Below are 26,849 nucleotides of genomic sequence, written 5' to 3'. Positions count from 1 at the left end.
TTGTGTTATTTCTTTTTTTTCTTCAAACTCTTTTGATACACATAAAGCTTATGAATCTCTTCCTTAAATTCCTGAAGTAGCATCATATTCTCATCATTTGAATAACGCACTATATTATAAGCATCTATAACAATATGACTCACAATATTTATATCTTCTTCACTATTGATTCGTCCTAACCATGCTTCAACAGTTTCTCCTCTTTTTCTATTTAAAGGGGGAGTTAACTTACTTTCAAGTTTGAAAATTTCTTTTCGAATTTCATTATGTGGTGGTTTGTTTTGTTTCAAACGTTTTTGGCTCATACCTTCTTTATCAGTAATGATAGTAGATTTAAAGGTGGATATATTTGGTAAACTGAATTGTTTTCGTTTTTTTATTATTTTCCAAACGACGTAAATAGCAATGGTTGTACAGACTATTATTGTAATGCTATTTATAAGTGTTGGATCAAAAGCACGCTGCCCAAATTCATCTTTAATTTGAGGATCCTTTAAATTCCCTTTATTCGACCAAAAGTCGTCAGTTTCTTTTAATTCAGCTGCTGAAAATAACGGATTAATGGCGTATCCAAATCCTAAAGCAACTACTTGTACGACATAAGAAAAAAGAAGCCGAATGTATGGGGAAATAGGAATAAGGAAAGCGCTAATTATTCCAATCGTAATAAGAGAAGCGAAACGTAATAACTGTTGATTACGATTTGCCCCGGTTAACCAAAAGGTAATCATAATGTGTAAAACTAATAGTAACAGTTTCCACAAAGGTGGAAAGGGCGCATAAAGTATAGCTGAAATACTAAACCAAACTATGCCGCCTAACGATTTTTGAACTGGATATCCAGGCCCGACTACATGTACGATAAAGAAGAAAAGCGGTAACATAATTGTGCCAAATAGCGAGAAAGGGAGAAAGATAGAACAACCGATTATTTGAGTCATTAACAGTATGACAAAACCTGTTGTTTTTTTCTTCATTAGTTTATAGATAAGCAATACTCCCATATAGCCTGTTGCTAAAAATATAGTAATAGCAACAAATTCATCCCTTTCTGTTACTAACGAAAGGAGGAGCAGCAGAATAAAGTCATTAACGTGATAGAGCCAAGTTTTCAACCTTTTCCACCATCCCTTCGTTAGTAATGAGAAACGTAGGCTGAGAGGGAAGAGGGAGTTCATTTCTCTGTAAACCAATGTATATCATTGTGGATGATCGTTCCCTTTTTCTCTCTACATAATGAAGGAACCCTGGTTTCGGAAGTAACGTACTATCATCTGAAATACGCGCTAATTCCTCTAAAGATATTCCGTAATGTGTTTGTCCTTCGTTTAATGGTAAGTGCAGAGGACCACCTTCAGCTAATACACTTATAAATAATTCAAAAGGTATTTGATGCTTCGTTGCATATTGGCAAATGTATGTTGCAAATGAAATAAGGTCTTCTATATTATCTTTCCAACCAAATCCACGATTAGCCGCTAAAGAAAGACAAATTGTCCAACTATAATTTTTTACAGGTTCATATTGCTTTGCCTGTAATTCCTGCATTTTAGCGGATGCTTTCCAATGAATAGAACGGAAAGATTCACGTTCATATCGTTTAACACCGATAATAGATGTTTCATCATTGTAAAAAGAAAAATTCGTTCGATAAGATCCTGTTAAAAGTTGCTGAAGTTCTTGCAGTCCTGCTACTTCTTTAGGAGAAGGGTACACAATAATTTCAGTCCGTAATTTATCAAGAATGGGCAAATGTACAGTTAAAAGATGAAAAGGATCCTTTAAGACACATTCGAACTGTTCAATTTGAAACACACCACGCTTTGTTGCGGTTAATGTTAAATCCCATTTTTGCGCTGAATGTGCAGGCTGGGAAAACGGGAAAGAAAATAGCGTTTTGGATATTTGTTCAATACCTTGATCTCTTTGTGGTAGTAGGGACGGATTTAAATGAAAATAACAAACACCGTTAACGAGTGGTATATTTGCTCCATTTTTTAAATGAATGAAAAACTGTCCAGATTCATTAGGGAATAACCGAGTTGTTTGTTTCTCGTTTATCACTTGAAATTTTTTCTCTATATAAGCGACATATTTATAAATGAAAATCGCAAATAAATAGTAGAAGAAAAAGAAAAACATAATAATTCGTTGTGGCATGAAAAATGTAAATAGTATAGCGCATGGAACAGAAAGTTGAATAATATGAAGTTGAAAAAATAAAGGTACAGTTACAACGCGCTGTCCATTCATGTTTGTTCAATCTCCACTGGTACGTCAACTTCTTTTAAAATCCTTTGCATCATTTCATTCTTTGTCGTACGTAATGCACCTTCCATTGATAAGACGATGCGGTGATTCCAAATAGAGGGAACTAACAATTGTATATCTTCTGGCGTGCAATATTCTCTCTCTCGTAAAAATGCTAATGCCTGTACTGCGCGCACTAAAGCAAGTGTGGCACGTGGACTTACACCGTTAGCAATGTAATCATGATTTCTTGTAGCATGAGCAAGTTTAATAATGTAATGTTCTAACGGTTCAGATACAAAAATTTCTTTTACACGCTTCTGTGCTTCTAAAATGTCTCCTAAAGAAATAACAGATTTAACGCTTTCTAATGGCGTATCGTTGCGGAAACGACGCATCATTTTTAACTCATCTTCGGGATCAGGATAACCAATTGAAATGGTCATTAAAAAACGATCAAGCTGTGCATCTGGAAGAGGAAACGTTCCTTGTGATTCAATTGGATTTTGCGTCGCAATAACAAAGAAAGGTTTCGGAAGAGGTGTAGATTGCTTTTCAAGTGTTACTTGTCGTTCTTCCATCGATTCTAATAAACTAGATTGTGTTCTAGGCATAGCGCGGTTAATTTCATCCGCAAGCAAAATATTCGTCATAACTGGTCCAAGTCTTAACTCAAATTCACTCGTTTTCGGATTGAAATATTCAATACCTGTTACATCACTCGGAAGTACATCCGGTGTAAATTGGACGCGAGAAAAATTACCACCAATACTTTTTGAAAGTGCTTTCGCTAGTAACGTTTTCCCCGTACCAGGCACATCCTCAAGCAGTACATGTCCATCTGCAAGTAAAGAAACAAGTAATAAATCAATTACATTTTCTTTACCGACAAAAACTGATCCTATATTTTCTTTCAATTTATTTATCATATGTACCATTCCTTTCAAAAAATAAACGGATATTTCTATATTTTAACAAATAATTCAGAAAATTTATATAATTTTCAGTTCAAAGAAGTGGCTATCAGATTATTAAATTATACTTGCATATCTTGGAATGTGAATATATAATATCGATATACGATATATCGCTAGTCGATATATCACCAAACGATGTATCGGAGGTAGTTATAATGAATGTGAAAGCGCAAAAATACATTCCGTTAACAGAAGCGACATATTACATACTGTTGTCATTAGTGAAACCAATGCACGGATATGGAATTATGCAAATGGTAGAAGAGATGACAAATGGGGAAGTAAAACTCGGTCCTGGTACTTTATACGGGAATACAACGAAGTTATTAAAAGAAAAATTAATTGTTGAAGTTACCTCTACAGATAGAAAGAAATGCTATGAGTTAACGTCACTTGGTAGAGAAGTATTAGAACTAGAGTATAACAGGTTACAGAGATCTGTAAGAAATGGAAATAGTATATTAGGGGAGTGAATAGAAGATGAAGACAAAGAAGGTATTGAAATTTTTCGCGGCATGGAGTTTAGAAAAAGAAGAAGTTTTTTTACGGAAAATGCATCAAAAAGGATGGGCACTACAAAATTATAATATGATGTATACGTTTAAGAAAACTGAGCCGAAAGATATAATCTATAAAGCTGATTTTAGAATGGATTATAGAGATTCAAAGGAAAAACAAAAAGAATATATTGAATTATATGAAATGTGTGGTTGGAAACATGTAACTAGTTTCACCAAATGGCACTACTTTTGCAAGGACGTAGCTGATGATGATGAGTTGCCAGATATATATTCAGAAAAAGAGACTAAAATTGAAAAGTTTAAAGACTTATTTAAATTTCTTGTATTTGTTTTTTCATTTGCAATGCTATGCATGACTCCTAGTTTCCTAAGTTCTTCGGAAGTTAGGATTCCAATTTTGATAAAAGGTGTAATTGGATTTTTAGGTTGTATGTATGTGTATATATTTGTAAGGTTATTTTGGAAGATAAAAAAGTTAAAAAAAGAAATCCTGTAAAAATATAGAAAGGGGAATTAACATGATTATTTTGACTATGTTATTTATATATTTGACGTTAGGTGAAGGGGTTCTTGGCAAATGGTTGTACAATAAGTTGAAAGAAGATATACAAACAAATAAAAATGCAAGAGTTTCTTTTTATATAAGAACAATGAGTTTACTGTGGGCGTTAACCATCATTATGTTAATAACATCATACTCAATCAATATCCCATTTGAGGAGTATGGACTTAAACTACCATCTGCTAATTATATGGTGAGTAAGTATTTTGAAGATATGAACATATCATGGTGGATAGGTGTATGTATTGGGTTAATAGTGCCGTTGATTATTTTAAAGAAAAATAAACTTTTTCAAAGGTATACAGAAAGACAAATGAGTGATGCTTCAGAAATGCTCCCTAATAATTATCGAGAAACAATACTATGGATTTTTATTTGCATTACAGCAGGTGTAACAGAAGAGCTATTATTTCGTTCTTTCATGATGAATTACTTATCACAGATTTTCCCAGTGCTATCAATAATATGGGTACTAGTTATCTCGTCAATCATTTTTGGTTTAGCGCATTTTTATCAAGGTTGGAAAGGTATAGTGGGGACAACGATTTTAGGTTTCATGTTAGGAAGAGTATATGTTGCAACTGGATCAATTTATCCGTCTATAATTATACATATGCTTATAGATTTACTTGTACTTGTCCGCTTATTTATATTGAAAGGAAAAGTAATATTACAGAGAGTCTAAAGTAAATGTAAAATGAGATTAAAAAAGTTGCTTGAAACACAAGCAACTTTTTTTATTAGAAAGATTGATTTTGCGCAGGTTTAATAAATTGCTCTGGGTTTTCAACGAGTCCGCATACAGCGCATTGGACTCTGTATGTTGGTCCTTGATAGGCCATATGAAAAGCATTCATATTTTCATTTGTGTATTCTTCTTCTACTTGACCAGTTTGTGGATTTAACTTGACTGGTTTTACTTGTTGTTCAAGAATATTAAAGCGAGTACGGTTTGTTTTACAGCTTGGACATAGCATTGGTTCCATATGTATACACCTCCATTTGTAGCATTTCTTAAATTCTTTAATTTTATGCAACAAAAAAAACTTTCTCAATATAAATAGGTGTTTAATGCATTTAAAATTCAGAAAAAATAAAATATAATAAAGGTACGAACTGGTTATGTCCAAACCAAATCTCCTGTTTTATGCCAATAAGCTGGGGGCCGAGAAATCGGCCCCATTTTTTTGTGCTCGTTACTATAAGGAACAAGGTTTTTAAGAGACTTTTGTCGAATTTTTAGGGATGGATATAAAGGGGGATGTAAAATGGATTTACAAATGAAGTACATTATTTTATATGTAGAAAAGTTTGAAGAATGTGTAAGGTTTTATAAAGATATTTTACAGTTACCTATAAAAGCAGAGCATGGTACATATATTGAATTTAATACTGGTTCTACTATTTTAGCGATGAACACGAGGCAAGATGTGAAAGAATTAACAGGACTACCACTTACAGAAGGCGAGTTACAATCTTCTCATTTTGAATTGGGATTCGTTGTTGAAAATGTACAAGAAACGATTGAGCAATTTAGAGAGCAAGGAATTAAGATTTTAGTTGAACCAATTGTAAAACCGTGGGGGCAAACAATTGCATACATTGCCGATCCAGATGGGAATTATATTGAAATTTGCAGTTCATTAGAATAGAAGGAGAAAAAGAGATGGGGTTTCCGAAACTAGAAACAGAACGTTTAGTATTAAGAGAACTAACACTGTTAGATGCAGAAACGATGTTCCGTTATTTTTCAAAAGAATCTGTTATACGTTATTTCGGAATGGATTCTTTCAAAAATATTGAGCAAGCGAAAACAGCGATTCAAACGTTTAAAAATCGTTATGAAGAGGGAAGTGTATTTCGCTGGGGAATTGAGAAAAAGGGCACGGGCCAATTAATTGGAACTTGTGGATTTCATTTAATAAACAAGCATCATAAGCGAGCTGAAATTGGTTATGAATTAGACGATACATATTGGGGACAAGGATACGCAACAGAAGCATTACAGGCGATTTTAGCTTACGGGTTTGAAACATTGCAACTTACGAGAATTGCCGCTGTTGTATACGTGGAGAATAAAGCTTCTCAAAAATTATTAAGTAAAGCAGGTTTTCAAGAAGAAGGATTACTTCGAAAACATATGATTCAAAATGGAGTTGCCCATGATACGATTTTATACTCGTTATTAAAAGAAGAGTGGAAGAAATAATGAGTACAAATGAGCTTATAAATATAATAAAGAAACATAAAGAAAATCGATTTATTTTAGGTATTGATGGCTTAAGTCGATCAGGAAAAACAACGTTTGTAACAAACTTAAAGGAAAATATGAAACAAGAAAGTATTCCGTTTCATATTTTTCATATTGATGATCATATAGTAGAGCGTAATAAACGATATGATACTGGATATGAAGAATGGTATGAGTATTATTATTTACAATGGGATATTGAGTGGCTTCAGCAGAAGTTTTTTCAGAAATTACAAAATGAAACAAAACTGAATTTACCGTTCTATCATGATGTGACAGATTCATGCGAAATGAAAAAAGTACAGATTCCCATAGTAGGTGTAATTGTAATTGAAGGTGTTTTTTTACAACGAAAAGAATGGAGAGATTTCTTTCATTATATGGTGTATTTAGATTGTCCAAGAGAGACACGGTTTCTGCGGGAAAGCGAAGAGACACAAAAGAAACTTTCGAAGTTTCAAAATAGGTATTGGAAAGCAGAGGATTATTACTTAGAAATGGAATTACCGAAGGAGCGGACGGATTTAATTATAGAATGATTTTAAGAAAACCTCAACTTTGTGTTTGAATAGTTGAGGTTTCTCTATGTAATAGCAAATTAATTATTTTAATTCTTAGGAAGGAGATTAGTATAACAATTTGAATTATATAGATATAGATAAATTTATAGATAAAAAGATTTCAATAAAGCGAGTGATCACATGAGTATTTTCATTTTAGAAGATGATGTCATACAGGCGCAGCAAATGAAGCGGTTAGTTGAAGAGATTTGTGAGAAATATATGTTGCCTTTTGACTTTATTGAGGTAACTAGTAAAAGTGAAAACATTATTACTAACATTCCAAAGGCGAAGTATGTCCCAATCTATTTTTTAGATATAGAGATAAAAAGAGAAGAGCGTAAAGGGTTACAAGTGGCGCAAGAAATACGAAAGTATGATACGCAAGGAATTATTGTGTTTGTAACGACGCATTCTGAATTTGCACCTATTTCATATCAATACATGGTATCAGCTTTAACTTTTATTGATAAAGGGTTGCCATATGAGGAGAGGTGTAACATTTTTGAACAATGTTTACTTCAATATGAAGCGCGTAATAAGCATTTCATTCCATCTGATGATTTTATCGTTGAAAATAGTAATGCGACTGTACGGGTTCCGTTTCATGAAGTTGAATACGTTATGACCGATGAACCACACCGTGTAGCATTAGTGACATTAGATCGAATCGTTTATTTTTATGGAACTTTAAAGGAAATTGAAATAATCGATGAACGTTTATTTCGATGTCATCAATCATATATCGTGAATACGAAGCAAATGTCTTCTTATGATGCGAAGCAGAAAATGATAGTTTTAAAAAGCGGGAAACGCATTCCAGTATCACGTCGTTTAGTGAGTAAAGTACGTAACATATTAAAGGGTGAGATGTAATGTATATTTATGATTTATTTGCAATACTGCTTACTAGTATGAGCCATACGTTTTTGTACATTCAATTAATCCGGTATAATAGATTGTCATATAGAATGTTAATAGCTTTAAGTGCGGTATTCATTATTTTACTTGCGATTGTCGTAACAGTAACGAGATATCCAGAATTGAATAGTACGATTGTGTTATTTTTAATAAGTTTAGGACTAATGCAAAATGAACTAAAACTTAAGCATAATGTATATTTTGCACTAGTGAGCATGGTGATTATAACGTTAGTAAAAATGTTACTTTTGGATTTAGGAATGAAAATCTTTATGTTAACGCCATTCAATTTATATTTATGGACAGGAAGCGTGATTCATCTTACCGTATCGACACTTACTTTTATCGGTATTTTTGTAGCTCGCAAAAGAGTCCGAAAAATTGCTCAATATATAGTCGGTAGTCCGCTATACTATGTAACTTATATATTATTAATTGCCGGATTTATTATTGAACTAATTTTAACTCAGCCATCAACTGAGTTTTTAGCACAATTAAATCAACAATACAGTGAAGTAAGTTATATTTCAGCGATTATTATATTTTTATTATTACTAATCATTGTGCTAATAAGCTCACACTTATCAAAAGAAAAGTTACGAGAAGAGCATGAAAAACGTTTAGATAAAGAGTTATTAGATTATGTAGAGAAATTAGAAGATATGCACGATGAGCTCGCTAGTTTCCGTCATGATTATATGAACGTATTACTATCGTTAGAAGAGGGCATACGTACAAAAAATGTGAAAAAAATTGAGCAAGTGTACTATGACGTTATAGCTCCTACATTAAAAACAATAAATGATCATGAACTTGATATTGCGAAATTATCTCGCATACATATTCCTGAAGTGAGAAGTGTATTAAGGGCGAAAGTAGGCACTGCCCAGCAGCAACAAATAAAAGTAATGCTCGATATACCAGAGAACATTGAAAGTGTTTCAATGAAAATCATTTCATTTATTCGCATCATTTCAGTTTTAGTAGATAATGCAATTGAAGAAGCGGTACATAGTGAGGAAAAGATATTGCAAATTGCATTTTTTGAAATGGATTCACGACAATATTTTATCGTGCGCAATAGTTCAAAGGGTGAAGCAATTGATTTGCAAAAAATTTATGAGAGAAACTATTCAAGTAAAAAAGCAGCTAGAGGATACGGGTTATTCTCGTTAAAACGGATCATGAATAAAACAAATAATGCGACGTTAGAAACAACTTATGTAAGTCCGTATTTCACGCAAACATTTATATTAAAAGAGATAAAATGACCATCTATGATGAAAATGTAACCGAATAGGAAAGAACTACATACTTTTTTCACTCGTTTTTATACACTTCAAGTAAGAGGTGAAGCGAGATGAATGGTCTTATTTTTACAACAATGATTAGCTTTGGTTTACCACTTGTAGCGCTTTTATATGCTGTCTGGAAGAAACGCTATATTCCATATATGTTAGGTGGATTGGCTTTTGTTGTATCACAAATATTGATTCGCATACCAATACTAAATTATATAAATGGAACTAGCACAGATTTTCAAATGTTTTCTGTTATGCAGCCTGTCCTATTTGCACTTTTGCTTAGTTTATCAGCTGGAATTTTTGAAGAGATAGCGCGTTTTATCGCAATGCGTTATTTTATGAAACAACGAGATTGGAAGTCTGGTTTTTTATTTGGGGCAGGGCATGGTGGTATTGAAGCAGTGTTGATAGTTGGCATTCCGGTAATATCTCTATTATTGTCACAAACAGCCATTCAAAATGGTGACAGTTACTATTTCGCCGGTATTGAGCGCATCTTCGCGATGGTATTGCATATTGGGCTTTCCTTCATTATATTGCAAGCTGTCGTCCAAAAGAAATTTCGTTATGTTGTATATGCAATTCTCATCCATGGGACTACAAATGCATTAGCTGTCATTATATCGCTATATGTACAAGGAAAAAGCGGGATCGTTATATCAGAAGTTTCAATAGCAATTTGTGCTTTACTTGTTTTTAGTTATAGTTTCATTTTAAAAAGAAGGGGTGTATGAAAATGAGAAGAATGTTACTTATTATTATAAGTGTCATTGCGGCGTTCGCGCTCGCAGCATGTACTGGTAATAAAGTAGATGAAAGTACGTCAAAAAAGTTTATTCCAAAGGCGGAAGAAATTGTATCATTATTAAATGAAGCGAAGTATAAAGAAGTGCATGAAAAATTTGATAGTAAAATGAAAGCTGGATTACCAGAAGAAAAAATGAAAGATCTTACACCTGTAATAGAGAAAGCCGGTACGTTCGAAAAAATTGAGAAAAAATCGATTGAAGAAAAAGATGGTTTATATACTGTTATTCTTGTAGCGAAATATAGTAAGGAACAACGGACGTATATTATAACTTATAATGACAAAGAAGAAATAGCAGGTTTATTTATTAAATAAAAACAGGTGCAGTGGTAATTTCCGCTGCATCTATTTTTGTATAACCAAATTATGGTTATTCGTGCTAATATGAACTCATAGCTATAGAGAAGGGGTGGGTTAGCATGAAAACTGAAATAGTTCTTAAAAAGAGGTACAGTATGATAAGTTATATATCTTTACTCATCGGCGTTTTATGTTTTCTATTCGTTTTTATTACACCGACAAGGATAGCGAATGCAGGTAATATAGTGGGAGATTATATTACAGTTGCCCTCACAGTTGCAGGAATCATACTTTCTATCATTACGATGATGAAAAAAAACGAGAAGAAGGGAATTGCAATTCTTTCATTCATACTGTCCTTATCATTTTTTGTATTTTGGATAATCGCAATTATCCTATTGTTTACTGGTCAAATTAGTTTTGCGCCGTAATATGCAATAAAAAGAGCCCTTCTCGTATGAAGGACTCTTTTCATTCTGTATCTTCCGGTTGATATTCTAGAATATCCCCAGGTTGGCATTCTAATGCTTTACAAATGGCTTCTAAAGTTGAAAAGCGAACTGCTTTTGCTTTTCCGTTTTTCAAAATAGAAAGGTTAGCCATTGTAATTCCAACCTTCTCCGAAAGCTCTGTTACGCTCATTTTTCTTTTCGCTAACATTACATCAATATTAATAATAATTGCCATATTATTCACCTCAGACCGTTAAATCATTTTCTGATTTTATATCTATCGCATCTTTTAATAGTCTTTGGAGAACGGCAGCAAAGACCGCGATTACCATTGAAGCAAAAATCATAATCATTCCAATAATAATAATGCCAGGGGCGTCATCTCTCTCTGCCACAAGATAGAAAAGTGGCATACCTAATACATATAATACACTAATTGCTAGTGCACTGTACTTAATATTTTTTAAAGCTTTAACAGATAACTCTGAGAATGCGTTGTTCTTATCAATATAGTTTAACAGCTTGAATGTTTGATACAACGCAAAATAATAAGGTATTGCTGTTGCGTATAAGTTGATAAATACAAGATATTTAATATATGCAATATCAGGATATAGTTCTGCAGCGAAATTCCCTATTTTAGGGACTAAAAAGATGCACATAGCAAGAACGGGGATACCCATTAGAATCACAGCTGTCTTTAAGAAGAGTGTTGACCCTTGTTTCATAAAAAGCACCTCATTTATTTAATATCTTATTAATTTACCATGAAATTTATTGTTTAACAATAAATTTTTATTTATTTCAATTGGGGATTTATTGTTAAACAAGTTAATAATGAAAAATCTTCTTTATTAAGATAGATAAACTATACCGACATGTAATGAATGAGAAAGTTACGATTGTTAGCTTTATAAGAATTGGGAACTAATAAAACATGTGTAGGTTGTGAAAAGTAAAGGGAAATCAGACCTTTGTATGTAAATGAGTGTGAAACAAATGGAGGCGTAATAATGTCAGAATTAGCTTTAAAGATGAAGAGATTGTTGTTATTAGGAACAATCACAATAAGTATGTTATGTACTGGAAGTTTGATGAATGATCACAGAGTGGAAGCTAAAGTGAAAAAGGTAGAACGTCAACCGAAAAATGTAATCATAATGGTTATGGACGGAACGAGTTCTTCAGCAACTACATTAGCTCGCTTGTATAAAGGGAAACCACTTGCATTAGACGAAATGGTCACAGGAGGTGTTCGTACATATTCGGCTGAATCAGCTATAACAGACTCAGCCCCAGCAGCTACATCTTTAGCAACGGGGAATAAATCGAATTCTGGATATGTAGGTATATTACCTTCTATTGTAAGTTCACCTGGCTTAAAACCAATAAAAGAAGAGGACAAGTTACGGCCAGTTGCCAATGTTTTAGAAGGCGCCAAACGTACTGGCCGCGCAACTGGAATTGTTGCTACAGCTGAAATTCAGCATGCTACTCCGGCTGGATTTTCCGCTCACCATGTAAATCGCAAGCATTTTGATGTAATTGCGGAGCAACAAGTATATCAACATATAGATGTCGTATTAGGCGGTGGGAAAGCGGCACTGCTACCTTTAAAAAGAAAAGATGGTGAAGATTTAGTAAAGGTGATTCAAGAAAAAGGATATGACTTTGTTGAAACGAAAGATGCATTATTGAACGCTAAATCTAAGAAAATTTGGGGCTCTTTTTCACATCATGCTTTAGCGTTTGATATGGATCGTGAAGCAACAAATCCAGAGCAACCGACACTTTCTCAAATGACGGAAAAAGCAATTCAAACACTATCAAAAGATAAAGATGGATTCTTTTTATTTGTGGAAGGAAGTAAACCAGACTGGGCAGCTCATGCGAATGATCCAATAGGGATGATTAGCGATGTATTAGCATTTGATGAAGCGGTAGCAAAAGCATTACAATTTGCAAAAAATGATAGGAACACACTGCTCATCGCTTTAACTGACCATGGTAACAGCGGTATTTCTATCGGGAATAGGAATACGACAAAAGGTTATAATACTACGCCGGTCTCTGCATACATTGATCCATTGAAAAAAGCGAAAATGACACTTGAAGGGGCTACAAATAAACTGAAATCGGATTTATCAAATGTAGAAGATATAGCTAAATTATACGGTTTGGACAATTTAACTTATGATGAAAAAGAAAGAGTAAAAGTAGCAAAAAAGAAATCGGATGTAGGTCTAATACTTACTACATTATTGGCGGACCGTGCGAACATAGGCTTCACAACAGGAGGGCATACAGGTGAGGATGTGTTTTTATATTCTTACGGTCCACAAAAGCCATACGGTTTGATTCAAAACACAGACATTGCGAAGACGATGGCGAAAGCAATGGGTTTTAACTTAGAAGAAGTAACAAACAAGTTATTTGTAGAGAGTGAATCAGCTTTTAAACAAAACGGAGCAACAGTCACTATAGATAATACTAATGCAGCAAACCCGGTGCTCATAGTAAAACGTAATAATGTAACAGCTCAATTATTTGTTAACAAAAATATAATGCGTGTTCAGAATAAAGATTATGAATTAGGAAGTGTTTTTGTAGAAAGCAATGGAAAGGTTTATGTATCAGAAGAAGCAATCCGTTTATTCATAAAGTATACTCGTTAAAAAACGCCAATTCCTTAGCTAGTACTTAGGAATTGGTTTTTTTGTGGATGAGAATTCACTCGAAAAAAAGAGGGAAGGGAGTCACAATTTCTAGAGTGGACTTCCTGTAAATGTATCTATTTTATATTTTTCACACTCCGAAAAATATTTCTCAACATTTTATTCTTTTAAAAATATTGAATATTCGTATTATAACGAATATTATGTTGCTATCGGCAAAAAACGATAATTTGCAGACACTGGGGAGGAAATACATTGAAAAAGAAATTAAAGCCTTTAACGGTATTAACAACAGCGGCAGTGCTAAGTAGTACGTTTGCTTTTGGAAGTCATGCAGCGTATGCTGATACGTCACCATCTCTACCAATTGATGAGCATTTAATACCTGAGGAGCGTTTGGCAGAAGCACTGAAACAACGGGGAATAATTGATCAATCTGCATCACAAGCTGAAACGTCAAAAGCTGTCGAAAAATATGTTGAGAAAAAGAAAGGGGAAAACCCTGGAAAAGAAATCTTGACAGGAGATAACCTTACGCAAGAAGCTTCAGATTTTATGAAAAAAGTAAAAGATGCAAAAATGAAGGAGATTGAAAAGGCACAGCAACCCGAAGTAGGACCAGTTGCTGGACAAGATGTAGGATGGAATGCTAGAAAATTAACTGGAAAAGTACCTACTACACCAGCGAAGCAAGCTGAGTACAATGGAGCTGTCCGAAAAGATAAAGTACTTGTTTTACTCGTAGAATTTAGCGATTTTAAGCATAATAATATTGATCAAGAGCCGGGTTACATGTATTCTAAGGACTTTAATCGTGAACATTATCAAAACATGTTATTTGGTGATGAGCCATTTACGTTATTTGATGGTTCGAAGATTAATACATTTAAACAGTATTATGAAGAACAATCTGGTGGAAGCTACACAGTTGATGGAACTGTGACAGAATGGCTTACTGTTCCAGGAAAAGCATCAGATTATGGTGCGGATGCGGGAACTGGTCATGATAATAAAGGTCCTTTAGGGCCAAAGGATTTTGTGAAAGAAGCATTGAAAGCAGCAGTAGCAAAAGGTATTAATTTAGCAGATTATGACCAATTTGATCAATATGATCAAGATGGTGATGGAAATAAAAATGAACCAGATGGAATTATTGACCACTTAATGGTAGTACATGCTGGCGTAGGGCAAGAAGCTGGCGGCGGTAAATTAAAAGATGATGCGATTTGGTCTCATCGTTCAAAATTAGGATCGAAGCCATATGCGATTGATGGTACAAAATCTAATGTATCAAACTGGGGCGGAAAGATGGCTGCATATGATTATACAATCGAGCCTGAAGACGGAGCAGTTGGTGTGTTTGCGCATGAGTATGGCCATGATTTAGGTTTACCAGATGAATATGACACAAAGTACTCTGGACAAGGTGAACCTGTTGAATCATGGTCTCTTATGAGTGGCGGTAGCTGGGCTGGAAAAATTGCAGGAACAGAGCCAACAAGTTTTTCACCGCAAAATAAAGAGTTTTTCCAAAAGAATATGAAGGGGAACTGGGCGAATATCCTTGAAGTAGATTATGAGAAACTTCGTACGGGAATTGGTGCTGCAACGTATTTAGATCAAAGTGTGACAAAATCAAATCGACCAGGAATCGTTCGTGTGAACTTGCCAGACAAAGATATAAAAAATATTGAATCAGCATTTGGTAAGAAGTTTTATTACAGCACAAAAGGAAATGACATGCATACAACACTTGAGACACCAGTATTTGACTTGACGAAAGCAACGGATGCTAAGTTTGATTATAAGGCTTTTTATGAACTGGAAGCGAAGTATGATTTCCTTGACGTAAATGCGATTACAGAAGATGGAACGAAGACACGTATTGATCGAATGGGCGAAAAAGATGTAAAAGGCGGCGTAGATACAACGGATAGTAAGTGGGTTGATAAATCATACGATTTAAGCCAATTTAAAGGAAAGAAAGTAAAACTGCAATTTGAGTATGTAACAGATATTGCAGTAGCATATAAAGGATTTGCGCTAGACAATGCAGCATTAACTGTAGATGGAAAAGTTGTTTTCTCTGATGATGCAGAAGGTCAGCCAGCAATGACGCTAAAAGGATTTACAGTGTCTAACGGATTTGAACAGAAAAAACATAACTACTATATCGAATGGCGAAATTACGCTGGTTCTGACACAGCGCTACAACATGCACGTGGTCCAGTATTTAATACAGGAATGGTTGTGTGGTATGCGGATCAAAGCCTTACAGATAACTGGGTAGGTGTCCATCCAGGTGAAGGATTCCTTGGAGTAGTAGATTCTCATCCAGAGGCAATCGTAGGGACATTAAACGGACAACCAACTGTGAAGAGCAGTACGCGTTATCAAATTGCCGATGCGGCATTTTCATTCGATCAAACGCCAGCATGGAAAGTAAATTCACCGACTCGCGGTATCTTTGACTACAAAGGATTACCAGGCGTTGCAAAATTTGATGATTCTAAGCAGTACATCAATAACGTAATTCCGGATGCCGGACGTAAGTTGCCGAAACTAGGATTGAAGTTTGAAGTAGTAGGTCAAGCAGAAGACAAATCTGCAGGTGCAGTTTGGATCCATCGATAAAATGAAATGAAGAGGAGCTGCCATAAGCTGGTGAAACTAACTTATGGCAGCTCTTTTCTGCTTGTAAAAAAGTTCTCTGTTTTAATTGTAAATACTGGGAATTCGTTCGATAAATAAAATGCTCAATCTGTCCAATTATAGCGCTATTTTGGGCGTAAGTAATTTGTAAGTATTGAGTAAGAAAAAAGAAATTTTTATAGTATATAATATTTATTACATCTACTTTTAACACCTGATACTAATAGTATGCTATAATGTGAATTAGCAACAAAAAGGAAAGGAATTAGAACAATGACATTAGAAAATACTAAAAATTTAAAAAAACAAGTTGCTCCATATGAAAAATCAACGATTAAAAAAAGTGTGTGGCAACTTATTAACACAGTCGTGCCATTTATTCTTTTATGGTACCTTGCTTATAAAAGTTTGTCTGTTTCTTATTTGTTAGCATTAGTTCCATCTCTGTTAGCTGCTGGTTTTATGACGCGAATTTTCATAATTTTTCATGATTGTACCCATTATTCATTCTTTAAAAGTCGACGTGCCAATAGAATAGTAGGGACATGTATGGGTGTGTTAACATTATTCCCATTTGATCAATGGGGACATGAGCATGCGATTCATCACGCTACAAGTGGTAATTTGGATAAGCGAGGTACAGGAGATATTTGGACGCTTACAGTGGATGAATATGTAGCTGCGCCATTTAGACTTCGTTTAGCATATCGTTTATATCGCAATCCATTCGTTATGTTTGGATTAGGTCCGATTTATGTTTTCTTGCTTAAAAATAGATTTAACCGAAAAGGTGCTAGACAGAAAGAACGTATGAATACTTATTTGACGAATATTATTATCGTTGCTGTAGTAGCTATACTTTGCTGGGCAATAGGATGGCAATCGTTCCTATTAGTACATGGTACGATATTCTTAATTGCAGGTTCAGTAGGGATTTGGCTGTTTTACGTACAGCACACATTCGAGGATTCTTATTTTGAAGAAGATAAAGATTGGGAATATGTGAAAGCGGCTGTGGAAGGAAGTTCATTTTATAAACTTCCAAAAATCTTGCAATTCTTAACTGGTAATATTGGATTTCATCATGTTCACCATTTAAGTCCAAGAGTACCTAACTATAAACTAGAAGAGGCACACAATAATACGCTTCCATTAAAAAATGTACCAACGATTACACTTGCTACAAGCTTGCGTTCACTTCGTTTCCGTCTTTGGGATGAGAAAAGTAACAATTTTGTTAGCTTTAAAGAAGTCAAAAATATAATTAAAAACAATGTTTCTGTCCGGGTGAAATCGGAACTATAATTTCATCGGCTATAAAACTCCCCTTAATCATTAACGATGTAAGGGGAGTTTTTGTTATACATAACGGATATCGAGGACGTGGAAAACTACATGTGTAGGTATAAACATAAAGAGACGGTAATTATATTATGTAAATAAGAATAATCATCATAATTTTTTATTACTGTGAAGGATATCGTGCATATATAATGGAAAGCAGAAGGTGGATGAGAATAATGATAAGAACAGAAACAACGTAATAAAATAATTCTTTCAAAAGGAAGGGGAAATGAAAGATGTTGAAATTACAAGGAAAATACAATGAAGCGAAAGTTTTTACAAATAACGTTGATGAGACTGCGACTGGGCAGATTATTGATCTTTGTAACCAAGAATTCGTAAAGGATAGTCAAATTCGTATTATGCCAGATACACATGCAGGAGCAGGTTGTACGATTGGAACAACAATGACAATACAAGATAAAATTGTTCCTAATCTTGTAGGAGTAGACATTGGGTGTGGGATGGAAGTTGTTGTAATTGATAAGAAAAAAGAAGAAATTAATTTCGATTGTTTAGACGAAACAATTCGTAAATTCGTTCCAAGTGGTTTTCGTATACGAGATAAAGAACATCGATTTTCAAAAATGATTGATTTTGATGGTGTGAGAGCTCCATTTACATTACAACGCGCTCAAAAAAGTATAGGTACTCTTGGGGGAGGAAATCATTTTGTCGAATTAAATGAAGATGAAAAAGGAAATGTATATATTGTTATTCATAGTGGTTCTCGTAATCTAGGTAAACAAATTGCAGAGTATTACCAAAACTTTGCATATGAACAACTCACTGATGTTACATCAACGAAAGCTGAAATTATTAAGAGATTAACTGAAGAGGGGAGAGCAAAAGAAATACAAGAAACTTTACGAGGAATTCAGCAGCCTAATATTCGTAAAGAACTAGCTTATTTAGAAGGACAAGGATTCAAAGATTATATGAATGACATGAATATTGCCCAAAAGTACGCTGCGTTAAATCGTAAAGCAATGATTGATGAAATTGTTACGAGAATGGACTGGAAAATTACGGATCAATTTACTACAATACATAACTATATTGACATGGGAAATATGATTCTACGAAAAGGGGCTATTTCAGCTCAGAAAGATGAACGAGTCATTATTCCAATTAACATGAGAGATGGTTCAATTATTGCATTTGGTAAAGGTAATCCAGACTGGAATTTTTCTGGTCCGCATGGGGCAGGACGTATCATGAGTCGTAAGAAGGCTAAAGAATCATTGAGTCTAGAGGAATTTCAAAATACGATGACAGAGGTTTGGACTACATCAGTAGTAGAAAGCACAATTGATGAGGCACCAATGGTATATAAGCCAATGGATGAAATTATCGAAAATACGAAAGAAACATTAGATATAAAGCACATTATTAAGCCATTATATAATTTTAAAGCGAATTAAAAGGGTTAAATAAGCAGCTAGTAAAAACTATTTTTCGCATCGTATGTTCGCAAACAATCTAATCAAGGGAAGTAGTTTCATTTTATGGCGATGGGATACGAAAAAAAGTCGATTTCCTGTGGAGTTAAGAAATCGACTTTTTATTTTGTGAAACGAAAGCAATCATTAGTTAAATAGCAAATGATTATAACCGTCTATTTTTCCCAAAGCTCAATTAGGCGACCATCAGGATCTTTAATCCAAATGAACTTTCCGAATTCACTAATTTCTTCTTTCTTTTCAAGCGGTACGCCAATATGTTTAAGATGCTGAATAGTCTCATTCATATTATGTACTTGGAAATTTAACATTACTTGCTGTTCTGTTGGAAAATAATGATCATCTTCGGTAAAGAAAGAAAAAATAGTTTCATTTCCTAATTGCGGTTTAATCACAGTCCCATTCCAATGATCTATTTCAATTTTCAACACTTCACTGTACCATTTCTTTAGAACATCAATATTTTTAGTTCTCCAAAATATTCCCCCAAAACCTTTTATCATCGTTGAAAACTCCCGTCTATTTTAAAGTTTTTTTGCATTATATACTCAATATATCAAAACAGTAATAGTAAGGAAAATCATTAATTTATAAACAGCAAGGAATAAAAATTACTAGTATTGTAGCATTGACTGTTAAAACGATACAGACATCATTCTTTGCATAACTTGAAATCAAAGAAATAGAGTATAGAAATACTGACTTGTCTTCCAAAAGTAAAGGGAAATGAAGGAACGAAAGAAAAAGTGAAAAGGATAAAAGACCGCACATGAAGTGAAAGTCATGTGCGGTCTTTTATATATAAGTATAGTATTACATAGTTTCGCTAATTTTACTTTCACTACGAGTGTTAGTAGCAATTCTTTTCTTAACTTTAAAGTGATAGTACGTGTAACAAAAGATAATAAATGGCACAGTGCAATAGATGCCAAGTCGTTGTTCAGGGATAAAGATAAGACTGATTAATATAATGCCATACAATCCAAAACCAAGAATTGGTACAAGTGGGTAAAGTGGAGTTTTAAATTTTAAGTCTTCTAATCTTCCACCGTCTGCTAAATAATGTTTACGGAAAAAGAATTGAGAGACACAAATTGACATCCAAACAATGATTGTAATAACTCCAGAAATAGAAATTAACCATAAGTAAACTGTTTCAGCAGCTACAACGCTTGTTAAAAGAGAAAAAGCAGAAATAGCAATCGTCATAATTAAAGCGTTTAAAGGTATTCCGCGTGATGACAATTTCTTCAAAAAGGCTGGAGCCATTTCATTTTTTGATAATGACCAAAGCATGCGAGTTGCGGCGTATAGTCCAGAGTTTGCGACAGAAAGAACAGCAGTAAGGATAACAAAGTTCATAATATCCGCTGCATATGGAATACCGATATTATCAAATACAGCAACGAACGGGCTTTTTGTTAATCCTGCTTCTTCCCAAGGAATTAAAGCAACGAGAACAAAGATTGCTAAGACGAAGAAAAACATTGTGCGCCATATAATATTTCTAATAGAACGAGGTAAAGTTTTTGCTGGATCTTCACTTTCACCTGCTGCGATTCCGACAAGTTCTGTACCTTGGAAGGAATAATTGACTGTAACCATTGTTAATAGAATAGCTGCAAGTCCATTTGGGAATAAACCGCCATGATTTACGAAATTTGATAATAATGGGGCTGGTTCATCGCCTTTTAAATCAATAAAACCGAACATAGCGGCGCCGCCAAGAATAATAAAAGCTATAATGGCAGATACTTTTATACTTGAAAACCAAAATTCTGTTTCTGCATAACTACGAGCAGATAATGCGTTAATCGTGAAGATTGTAACGCCAAATATTAAACACCAAACCCAAACAGGAATATCAGGAAACCAGCGCTGCATTGTAATGCCGGCAGTTGTAAATTCAAGACCAGTCGTATTCGCCCAGCTTAACCAATATAACCATCCGATTGTAAATCCAGTTGCAGGATTGATGAACTTAGTGGCATATTCCTGGAACGAACCGGAAACAGGCATGGCTACAGCAAGCTCACCAAGACATAGCATAACGAAATACATTAATAACCCACCAGCAATAAAGGCAAGTACGGATCCACCAGGCCCAGCTTGACTTATAATAAAGCCAGATCCGTTAAATAACCCCGTTCCAATCACACCACCGAGTGCAATCATGAATAAGTGTCTACTTTTCATCGTACGTTTTAATTCATTGTTTGTATTGTTTACTTGCGTCATTGTTTTCCTCACTTTCGTAGTTGATAGAATAAAGTTTGATGTTTTTCCGTATTGTGGAATGTATTCCGTGATGTGAAATCTTGTTATAATTTTCAGATAATTAAAAAGAAAAGTCAATATTTTTTTGTTTGCGCTTTCAAAATATTATCGCGGTATGTTTTTTATTTTTAGAAAATTAAATAAACTGATTGATTTCATTTTGAATATTTGTTAAATTGATAGGTAATTGAGCGTACTAACATATTAAAAGTCAAGTTGAGGTGAGTTATGGTACAGTCCATTGATCGAGCGATAAGTATTATAAAGTTATTAAATTCTACTAATGAAAAAGAGTATTGGGCTATTTCTGATATAGCGGACAGAACACATCTCCCAGTTAGTACAGTACATAGATTACTTAATTCTCTAATCGAGCATGGGTTAGTTACGCAAATTTCAGAAACGAAACAATACAAAATTGGGCCCATGTGGATGGAAATAGGATTACGTCAATTGGAGAAAGTAGACTACAGATCTGTGGCAAGAGAAGTGATGAAGCGATTAGCCTCTGAAGTGGAAGAGAGTGTGTATTTGAACATTCCAAATGGAACACATTCTATTATCATTGAAAGAATTGATAGCCCTTTGAAAATTCGAGTAATCGATAACTTAGGGGAGCAAATTCCACTTTCAATTGGTGCTGCAAATAAAACAATGCTAGCCAATATGAAAACGAATGAAATGGAACATATTGTAGAACATTTACTTTCTTCTTTACCAGAACAAAAGCACAATCTCTTAGAGCAAATAAAGCATATAAGAAATGAAGGATATGCTGTCAGTTATGGTGAAAAAACAGAAGGTACAGCCTCAGTAGCTGCACCAATTATCGGATTTAATCATAAAGTAGTAGGAGCATTAAGTGTTGGGTTAATTAGTCATCGCATTAATGAAGATCGACTATCTTTTCTTATTAGTAAGGTAAAACAAGCAGCTCATGAAATATCAATAAAAATCGGCAGTACATCAGAACTATAATTTTGATAACTGTCGTCATTTTTTATTCATATACTGGAACTCATTTTCATAATGCGGAAAAATAGGAGGATTTATATGTCAAAGTGGCAATCAAAAGAACAATTAATTCAATTATTAAGCAGTCTTGTTGAAATTCCTAGTATTACAGGTACAGAAGCTGAAGTAATATTGCCAGACTTTGTTGTGGAACAATTATCTAATTTACAGTACTTCAAAGACAACCCGCATCATTTGCAAAAAAATCCGACGGGGGACGGACGATATTTTGTTACAGCGCTCGTAAAGAAAAGCGATTGTACAAAAAATACCGTAATTTTAGTTAGTCACTTTGATGTTGTAGATGTACAAGATTACGGAGTATGGAAAGAAGATGCATTCAACCCTAAAAAGTTAACGTCTATGTTTTATTCTCATAAAGATAAACTACCAGGCCATGTACGTGAAGATATAGAACAAGGAGATTGGCTATTTGGTAGAGGAACAATGGACATGAAATGCGGCCTCACGTTACAAATGGCAATGATTGAGCAGGCCTGTGAAGGAAGATTTGATGGGAATGTTCTTTTATTAGCCGTTCCAGATGAAGAAGTAAATTCGGTGGGAATGAGGGCTGCTGTTCCAAGATTACTTGAGTTAGCAAGAGAACATGATTTAAATTATAAAACAGTCCTAAATGCAGAGCCTATGTTTGCAAGACATCCTGGTGACAAAAATAAGTATATTTACACTGGTTCTATTGGTAAAGTGTTACCTGGTTTTCTTTGCTATGGTAAAGAAACACATGTAGGTGAACCTTTTGCAGGCTTAAATGGGAGTTATATGGCGTCATTAATCACAGCAGAATTAGAGTTGAATACAGACCTTTGTGATATTGTAGAAGGGGAAGCGAGTCCTCCGCCAACTAACTTACTTCAACGGGACTTAAAGGAGGATTATTCTGTCCAAATTCCGCATCGTGCCGTTACATTATTTAATTTGTTTTTACTAGAAAAATCAATGACAGATGTCGTTTCATTGTTACGTCAAAAGGTAACGAAAGTAGCAGAGAAAATAGAAGAGAAATATGAAAAGCAAGCATATCGCTTTTCTAAATATAATCCGTTTATACCGCCTAATATGAAAGTAAATGTATTAACGTATGAAGAGCTTATCGCTTATGCAATTGAACAACATGGGCAAGAGAAAATAAATGATATTCAATCTAGTATAATAAAAAATAGAGAAGAGAAAGATGATCGTGCGGTAACAATTGATTTAGTAGATAAACTAGCTATTTTATGTAAAGAAAAGGCGCCGATGATTGTACTTTTCTTTGCTCCACCATATTATCCAGCTGTAAGTTCACGCAACAATCCATTAATTAAAGAAGTAGTTGCAGAAATGGAAAAGTATGCACATTACAATCATAACATTACATTTGAAAACCAAAACTATTTTGGAGGAATTTCAGATTTGAGCTATGTGGGCTTACAGAATCCACTAGATTCAATGAGTTCACTTGTAGACAATATGCCATTATGGGATAAAGGTTACTCGATCCCGCTTCAGGAACTAGAAGAGTTTGACGTTCCAGTATTAAATATGGGACCGGTAGGAAAAGATGCCCATCAATGGACAGAACGTTTAGATGTAAATTACGCATTTGAAACGTTATTAGATATGTTGCCGAAATGCATTGAAAAATTATTAGTTTCTAATAAAATTACACAAGCGCAGTAGGGAATAAAGAAGAGTTAAAACTAGAATTCCAAAAGAAGATATAAATAAAATTATCTCAGTATAACCAAAAGAACGGACAAACTCAAGTGTTTATGAGTTTGTCCGTTTATTATTTTGTGAAAGCGAGAGAGTATGTAATCCACTATTTTTCAATTAAATTCATAGCTAACGTGATTTTTTTTAGTTTTCTTTTTTCGTTTGACCAGACAGTTCAATAGACTTTTGTGTACAGCGCTGCATAGCTGAAATGATGGCTGTGCGTAAGCCTTTTTCCTCTAATGTTGTTACAGCCTCTATCGTTGTTCCACCAGGAGAACAAACCATATCTTTCAATTCACCTGGATGTATTCCTGTTTCTAGTACCATTTTGGCAGAGCCTAACACAGCTTGAGCAGCGAATTTATATGCTTGATTTCTTGGCATGCCATCTAGTACAGCAGCATCTGCCATCGCCTCTATAATCATATATACGTACGCTGGTGAAGAACCGCTTACAGATGTTACAACGTCCATTAATTTTTCACTTACTACCTCTGCTTGACCAAAGCTATTGAAAATGTTAAGCACATCTTCTAAATCTTTTTCTGTCACCATTTCATTAGGGCATAATGCAGACATTCCTTCTCCAACAAGAGCAGGAGTATTAGGCATTACTCGTACAACTTTTAATTTTTTATCAAAAGTTTCTTCAGTACTTTTAATGCTTTTGCCGGCAGCGATTGTTATGACGATAACATCGTTTTTGATGACCTCTTTTATTTCGTTAATAATCGCTGCGTATAGGTCTGGTTTAATTGATAAAATTAAAATATCAGCATTTTTAGCTACCTCATTGTTGTCGGTAGTTGTAGTTATTCCATATTTTTCATTTGCCTGTTTTAAATTCGTAGTGTTTAAATCTGAACAAATAATATGATTTGCAGACACTACCTTTTCGTTTAGCATTCCGCCAATGATAGCCATTCCCATATTTCCGCATCCGATGAATCCAATTTGTTTATCCATAATAACTCAATCTTACTCCTTTTATAATAAATTATATTATCTCGAAATTATTATTTTAAAATAATAATAACATCTCCATGCAATATAAAGAAACATTCTAAGAGAATATATCCCTTTTTGCAACAGTAAAAGATAAAAATGAATTATATTCGACATTTTGTAAATATATACACTATCATATAAGGTTTTATATTTATGTATATGCGTTAAGGTTATATCGATTTGAATTTTCATTCAGTAGGGTAATATTTTCATACAAGTGCCATGCCACTCTATTTATTTTTAAAAATACCTCTTGACACCAAATCAAACTATATCGCATAATATAAAAAATTAAACCGAAAATCGTTGAAGGGAAATAGTACATATGTCTTCTTGCGAAAGAGAGTGGAATTCACCGGCTGAAAGATTCCTCGTATAGAATATATCGAACCTATCCCTGAGTCTTAAATGAAAGTTTAGGCGTTCGCCTGCGTTATAGGCACCAAGTGGATATCTATGTATATCAATTAAGGTGGTACCGCGGAACAATGACCGTTTCGTCCTTTTTATTTTATTAAGGGCGAAGCGGTCATTTTTATTTTGCTCTTTAATAGGCTAGGTGAAGCGTTGGTGAGAATAGTAGTCGCTGCAAGCCGAATGAATAAAAGTGTAATGTATAAAAAACTTTGATTTTAGATTTGGGGGATACAAAAGTGAAAAAACAACGAATTGTTGTAAAGATTGGGAGCAGCTCTTTGGCAGATAGTCACGGAGGCATTTCTAAAGAACAACTGTCAGATCACGTTGCCGCATTGGCTCGATTGAAAGAGGAAGGGCATGAAGTGTTGTTAATTACATCTGGGGCCGTCGCTGCAGGTTTTTCAGCACTAGGGTATCCTAGTAGACCTGTGACAATTAAAGGAAAACAGGCTGCTGCGGCTGTCGGACAAAGCTTGTTAATGCAGGCGTACACGGAGGAATTCCGTAAATATGGTATTGTAACTGCGCAATTATTGCTGACGAGAAGTGACTTTTCTAGAAAAGAACAATATAGTAACGCTTACGCTACTTTAGGAGAGTTATTAAACCGTTCTGCTCTTCCAATCATTAATGAAAATGATTCCATCTCTTTAGAGGAGCTAACGTTCGGTGATAATGATATGCTGTCAGCTTTAGTAAGCGGACTTGTTTCAGCGGATATGCTTATGATTTTTACAGATGTGAACGGTCTATATGACAAAAATCCTCAGAAAAATGCGGATGCGAAAAAATATTATTTCCTTCCTGAAGTTACGGAAGAAATCGCTTCTCTTGCAGGAGATGCTGGTTCAAAACTTGGGACTGGCGGTATGAAATCAAAAATTGATGCTGCGAAGACAGCACTTTCTCTTGGCGTGAGTGTATTTATTGGAACAGGATGTGGACAAGAGAAGTTTGTAGATGTTTTGAAGGGCAAAGGTGATGGTACGTATGTCGGAAATGCCCCTCAAAAAGAAATGAAGATGAACAAGCAATGGATCGCGTTGCATTCGCTTGTTAGCGGAAAAATTGTAGTAGACGCCGGAGCAGCTACAGCTATTATTCAGCATGGTAAGAGTCTTCTTCCTGCTGGCGTTACAAATGTGTCAGGATTTTTCAAAGTTGGCGATGTCGTAGAAGTAATGACGCAACAAGGGCGCGTAATCGGAAAAGGACAATGCACATATAGCGCAGAGGAATTAAAAGAAATAAAAGGTATGCAAAGCCAACAGATTCAAGCAAGAGGCGAAAGACATAATTATGAAGTCATTCATAGAGATTATTGGGTTTCACTTTAAGAATAGTGATGTTAAAAAGGAGGAAATAAAA

27 protein-coding genes and 1 other annotated feature are annotated in these 26,849 nt (G+C 34.5%); of the genes, 18 read left to right on the top strand and 9 right to left on the bottom strand.

All coding sequences use genetic code 11. The features are described 5' to 3' along the window. Positions 1–5: 5 nt before the first annotated feature. Genes ACZ76X_RS02550 through ACZ76X_RS02540 form a run of 3 tightly spaced genes read right to left on the bottom strand, consistent with a single transcriptional unit; the run spans position 6 to position 3,179 of the window. Positions 6–1,115, bottom strand: coding sequence for a DUF4018 domain-containing protein (locus tag ACZ76X_RS02550; protein ID WP_479849418.1), 1,110 nt, complete (start codon positions 1,113–1,115; stop codon positions 6–8). Next, a complete protein-coding gene (locus ACZ76X_RS02545; protein ID WP_479849417.1) occupies positions 1,090–2,253 on the bottom strand; it encodes a DUF58 domain-containing protein in 1,164 nt (387 codons plus the stop codon). Before ACZ76X_RS02545 ends, ACZ76X_RS02550 begins: the two co-directional genes overlap by 26 nt. Then, positions 2,250–3,179 (bottom strand): AAA family ATPase, encoded by a 930-nt coding sequence (locus ACZ76X_RS02540; RefSeq protein ID WP_479849416.1) that lies wholly within the window; start codon positions 3,177–3,179, stop codon positions 2,250–2,252. The genes ACZ76X_RS02545 and ACZ76X_RS02540 overlap by 4 nt, the downstream gene beginning before the upstream one ends. Positions 3,180–3,382: 203 nt before the next feature. Here ACZ76X_RS02540 and ACZ76X_RS02535 point away from each other — a divergent pair, with 203 nt between their 5' ends. From ACZ76X_RS02535 to ACZ76X_RS02525, 3 genes are read left to right on the top strand one after another with little or no spacing between them, the layout of a single operon-like run. Further along, positions 3,383–3,700, top strand: a complete 318-nt coding sequence (locus ACZ76X_RS02535; protein ID WP_479849415.1) for a PadR family transcriptional regulator — start codon at positions 3,383–3,385, stop codon at positions 3,698–3,700. A gap of 7 nt (positions 3,701–3,707) precedes the next feature. Then, positions 3,708–4,244 (top strand): DUF2812 domain-containing protein, encoded by a 537-nt coding sequence (locus ACZ76X_RS02530; protein ID WP_479849414.1) that lies wholly within the window; start codon positions 3,708–3,710, stop codon positions 4,242–4,244. 22 nt (positions 4,245–4,266) lie between these two features. After that, positions 4,267–4,995, top strand: coding sequence for a CPBP family intramembrane glutamic endopeptidase (locus tag ACZ76X_RS02525; RefSeq protein WP_479849413.1), 729 nt, complete (start codon positions 4,267–4,269; stop codon positions 4,993–4,995). Between the two features lie 55 nt (positions 4,996–5,050). On the opposite strand, the gene ACZ76X_RS02520 is transcribed toward ACZ76X_RS02525, so the two are convergent. Next, positions 5,051–5,296, bottom strand: coding sequence for a hypothetical protein (locus ACZ76X_RS02520; RefSeq protein WP_000433606.1), 246 nt, complete (start codon positions 5,294–5,296; stop codon positions 5,051–5,053). Positions 5,297–5,578: 282 nt separating this feature from the next. On the opposite strand from ACZ76X_RS02520, the gene ACZ76X_RS02515 reads away from it, so the two are divergent. From ACZ76X_RS02515 to ACZ76X_RS02480, 8 genes are all read left to right on the top strand, one after another. After that, a complete protein-coding gene (locus ACZ76X_RS02515) occupies positions 5,579–5,962 on the top strand; it encodes a VOC family protein (protein WP_479849412.1) in 384 nt (127 codons plus the stop codon). Positions 5,963–5,976: 14 nt separating this feature from the next. Continuing rightward, positions 5,977–6,519, top strand: a complete 543-nt coding sequence (locus ACZ76X_RS02510; protein WP_479849411.1) for a GNAT family N-acetyltransferase — start codon at positions 5,977–5,979, stop codon at positions 6,517–6,519. Beyond that, positions 6,519–7,100, top strand: coding sequence for a kinase (locus ACZ76X_RS02505; RefSeq protein ID WP_479849410.1), 582 nt, complete (start codon positions 6,519–6,521; stop codon positions 7,098–7,100). Before ACZ76X_RS02510 ends, ACZ76X_RS02505 begins: the two co-directional genes overlap by 1 nt. A gap of 162 nt (positions 7,101–7,262) precedes the next feature. Then, the gene (locus tag ACZ76X_RS02500; protein WP_479849409.1) at positions 7,263–7,997 is read left to right on the top strand and encodes a LytR/AlgR family response regulator transcription factor; all 735 of its coding nucleotides are present in this window, start codon (positions 7,263–7,265) and stop codon (positions 7,995–7,997) included. Then, entirely contained in the window at positions 7,997–9,313 is a 1,317-nt protein-coding gene (locus ACZ76X_RS02495) for a GHKL domain-containing protein (protein ID WP_479849408.1), read from the top strand. The genes ACZ76X_RS02500 and ACZ76X_RS02495 overlap by 1 nt, the downstream gene beginning before the upstream one ends. Positions 9,314–9,402: 89 nt before the next feature. Beyond that, positions 9,403–10,080: a YhfC family glutamic-type intramembrane protease gene (locus ACZ76X_RS02490; RefSeq protein ID WP_479849407.1), complete on the top strand. Its 678-nt coding sequence runs from the start codon at positions 9,403–9,405 to the stop codon at positions 10,078–10,080. Positions 10,081–10,082: 2 nt separating this feature from the next. Beyond that, positions 10,083–10,469, top strand: a complete 387-nt coding sequence (locus tag ACZ76X_RS02485) for a DUF3887 domain-containing protein (protein ID WP_479849406.1) — start codon at positions 10,083–10,085, stop codon at positions 10,467–10,469. Positions 10,470–10,573: 104 nt separating this feature from the next. Further along, positions 10,574–10,885, top strand: coding sequence for a hypothetical protein (locus tag ACZ76X_RS02480; protein ID WP_479849405.1), 312 nt, complete (start codon positions 10,574–10,576; stop codon positions 10,883–10,885). A gap of 40 nt (positions 10,886–10,925) precedes the next feature. Here the strand turns inward: ACZ76X_RS02480 and ACZ76X_RS02475 are convergent, their stop codons facing one another. After that, positions 10,926–11,141: a helix-turn-helix domain-containing protein gene (locus tag ACZ76X_RS02475; RefSeq protein ID WP_000974619.1), complete on the bottom strand. Its 216-nt coding sequence runs from the start codon at positions 11,139–11,141 to the stop codon at positions 10,926–10,928. 10 nt (positions 11,142–11,151) lie between these two features. Continuing rightward, entirely contained in the window at positions 11,152–11,634 is a 483-nt protein-coding gene (locus tag ACZ76X_RS02470; protein WP_000809097.1) for a DUF2975 domain-containing protein, read from the bottom strand. A gap of 285 nt (positions 11,635–11,919) precedes the next feature. On the opposite strand from ACZ76X_RS02470, the gene ACZ76X_RS02465 reads away from it, so the two are divergent. The 4 genes from ACZ76X_RS02465 (at position 11,920) to ACZ76X_RS02450 (ending at position 19,001) form a co-directional block, all read left to right on the top strand. Next, on the top strand, positions 11,920–13,581 hold the full coding sequence (locus tag ACZ76X_RS02465; RefSeq protein WP_479849404.1) for an alkaline phosphatase: 1,662 nt from the start codon (positions 11,920–11,922) through the stop codon (positions 13,579–13,581). 255 nt (positions 13,582–13,836) lie between these two features. Beyond that, positions 13,837–16,215, top strand: a complete 2,379-nt coding sequence (locus ACZ76X_RS02460) for an immune inhibitor A domain-containing protein (protein ID WP_479849403.1) — start codon at positions 13,837–13,839, stop codon at positions 16,213–16,215. Positions 16,216–16,506: 291 nt separating this feature from the next. After that, positions 16,507–17,538: a Delta(5) desaturase DesA gene (gene desA, locus ACZ76X_RS02455; RefSeq protein ID WP_142337433.1), complete on the top strand. Its 1,032-nt coding sequence runs from the start codon at positions 16,507–16,509 to the stop codon at positions 17,536–17,538. Between the two features lie 275 nt (positions 17,539–17,813). Next, a complete protein-coding gene (locus ACZ76X_RS02450; protein WP_479849402.1) occupies positions 17,814–19,001 on the top strand; it encodes an RtcB family protein in 1,188 nt (395 codons plus the stop codon). A gap of 194 nt (positions 19,002–19,195) precedes the next feature. On the opposite strand, the gene ACZ76X_RS02445 is transcribed toward ACZ76X_RS02450, so the two are convergent. Both ACZ76X_RS02445 and ACZ76X_RS02440 read right to left on the bottom strand, forming a co-directional pair. Beyond that, positions 19,196–19,543, bottom strand: coding sequence for a VOC family protein (locus ACZ76X_RS02445; protein ID WP_479849401.1), 348 nt, complete (start codon positions 19,541–19,543; stop codon positions 19,196–19,198). A 310-nt stretch (positions 19,544–19,853) separates the two neighbouring features. After that, positions 19,854–21,278 (bottom strand): amino acid permease, encoded by a 1,425-nt coding sequence (locus ACZ76X_RS02440; RefSeq protein ID WP_479849400.1) that lies wholly within the window; start codon positions 21,276–21,278, stop codon positions 19,854–19,856. A gap of 267 nt (positions 21,279–21,545) precedes the next feature. On the opposite strand from ACZ76X_RS02440, the gene ACZ76X_RS02435 reads away from it, so the two are divergent. Together ACZ76X_RS02435 and ACZ76X_RS02430 are read left to right on the top strand one after the other, a co-directional pair. Continuing rightward, on the top strand, positions 21,546–22,295 hold the full coding sequence (locus ACZ76X_RS02435) for an IclR family transcriptional regulator (protein WP_479849399.1): 750 nt from the start codon (positions 21,546–21,548) through the stop codon (positions 22,293–22,295). A gap of 75 nt (positions 22,296–22,370) precedes the next feature. Continuing rightward, positions 22,371–24,014, top strand: a complete 1,644-nt coding sequence (locus tag ACZ76X_RS02430) for a M20/M25/M40 family metallo-hydrolase (RefSeq protein ID WP_479849398.1) — start codon at positions 22,371–22,373, stop codon at positions 24,012–24,014. 180 nt (positions 24,015–24,194) lie between these two features. Here ACZ76X_RS02430 and proC read toward each other — a convergent pair whose 3' ends face one another. After that, complete coding sequence (gene proC, locus ACZ76X_RS02425) at positions 24,195–25,019, bottom strand: pyrroline-5-carboxylate reductase (RefSeq protein ID WP_479849397.1); 825 nt, start codon at positions 25,017–25,019, stop codon at positions 24,195–24,197. Between the two features lie 339 nt (positions 25,020–25,358). Further along, positions 25,359–25,569: a binding site (T-box leader), on the top strand. A 145-nt stretch (positions 25,570–25,714) separates the two neighbouring features. On the opposite strand from proC, the gene proB reads away from it, so the two are divergent. Beyond that, the gene (gene proB / locus ACZ76X_RS02420; protein WP_479849396.1) at positions 25,715–26,818 is read left to right on the top strand and encodes a glutamate 5-kinase; all 1,104 of its coding nucleotides are present in this window, start codon (positions 25,715–25,717) and stop codon (positions 26,816–26,818) included. The last annotated feature ends 31 nt before the right edge of the window (positions 26,819–26,849 follow it).

Source organism: Bacillus sp. BC05(2025), from assembly GCF_056725905.1.
Note: the sequence above shows the minus strand (reverse complement) of the source record. Positions and strands in the feature narration are given on the sequence as shown.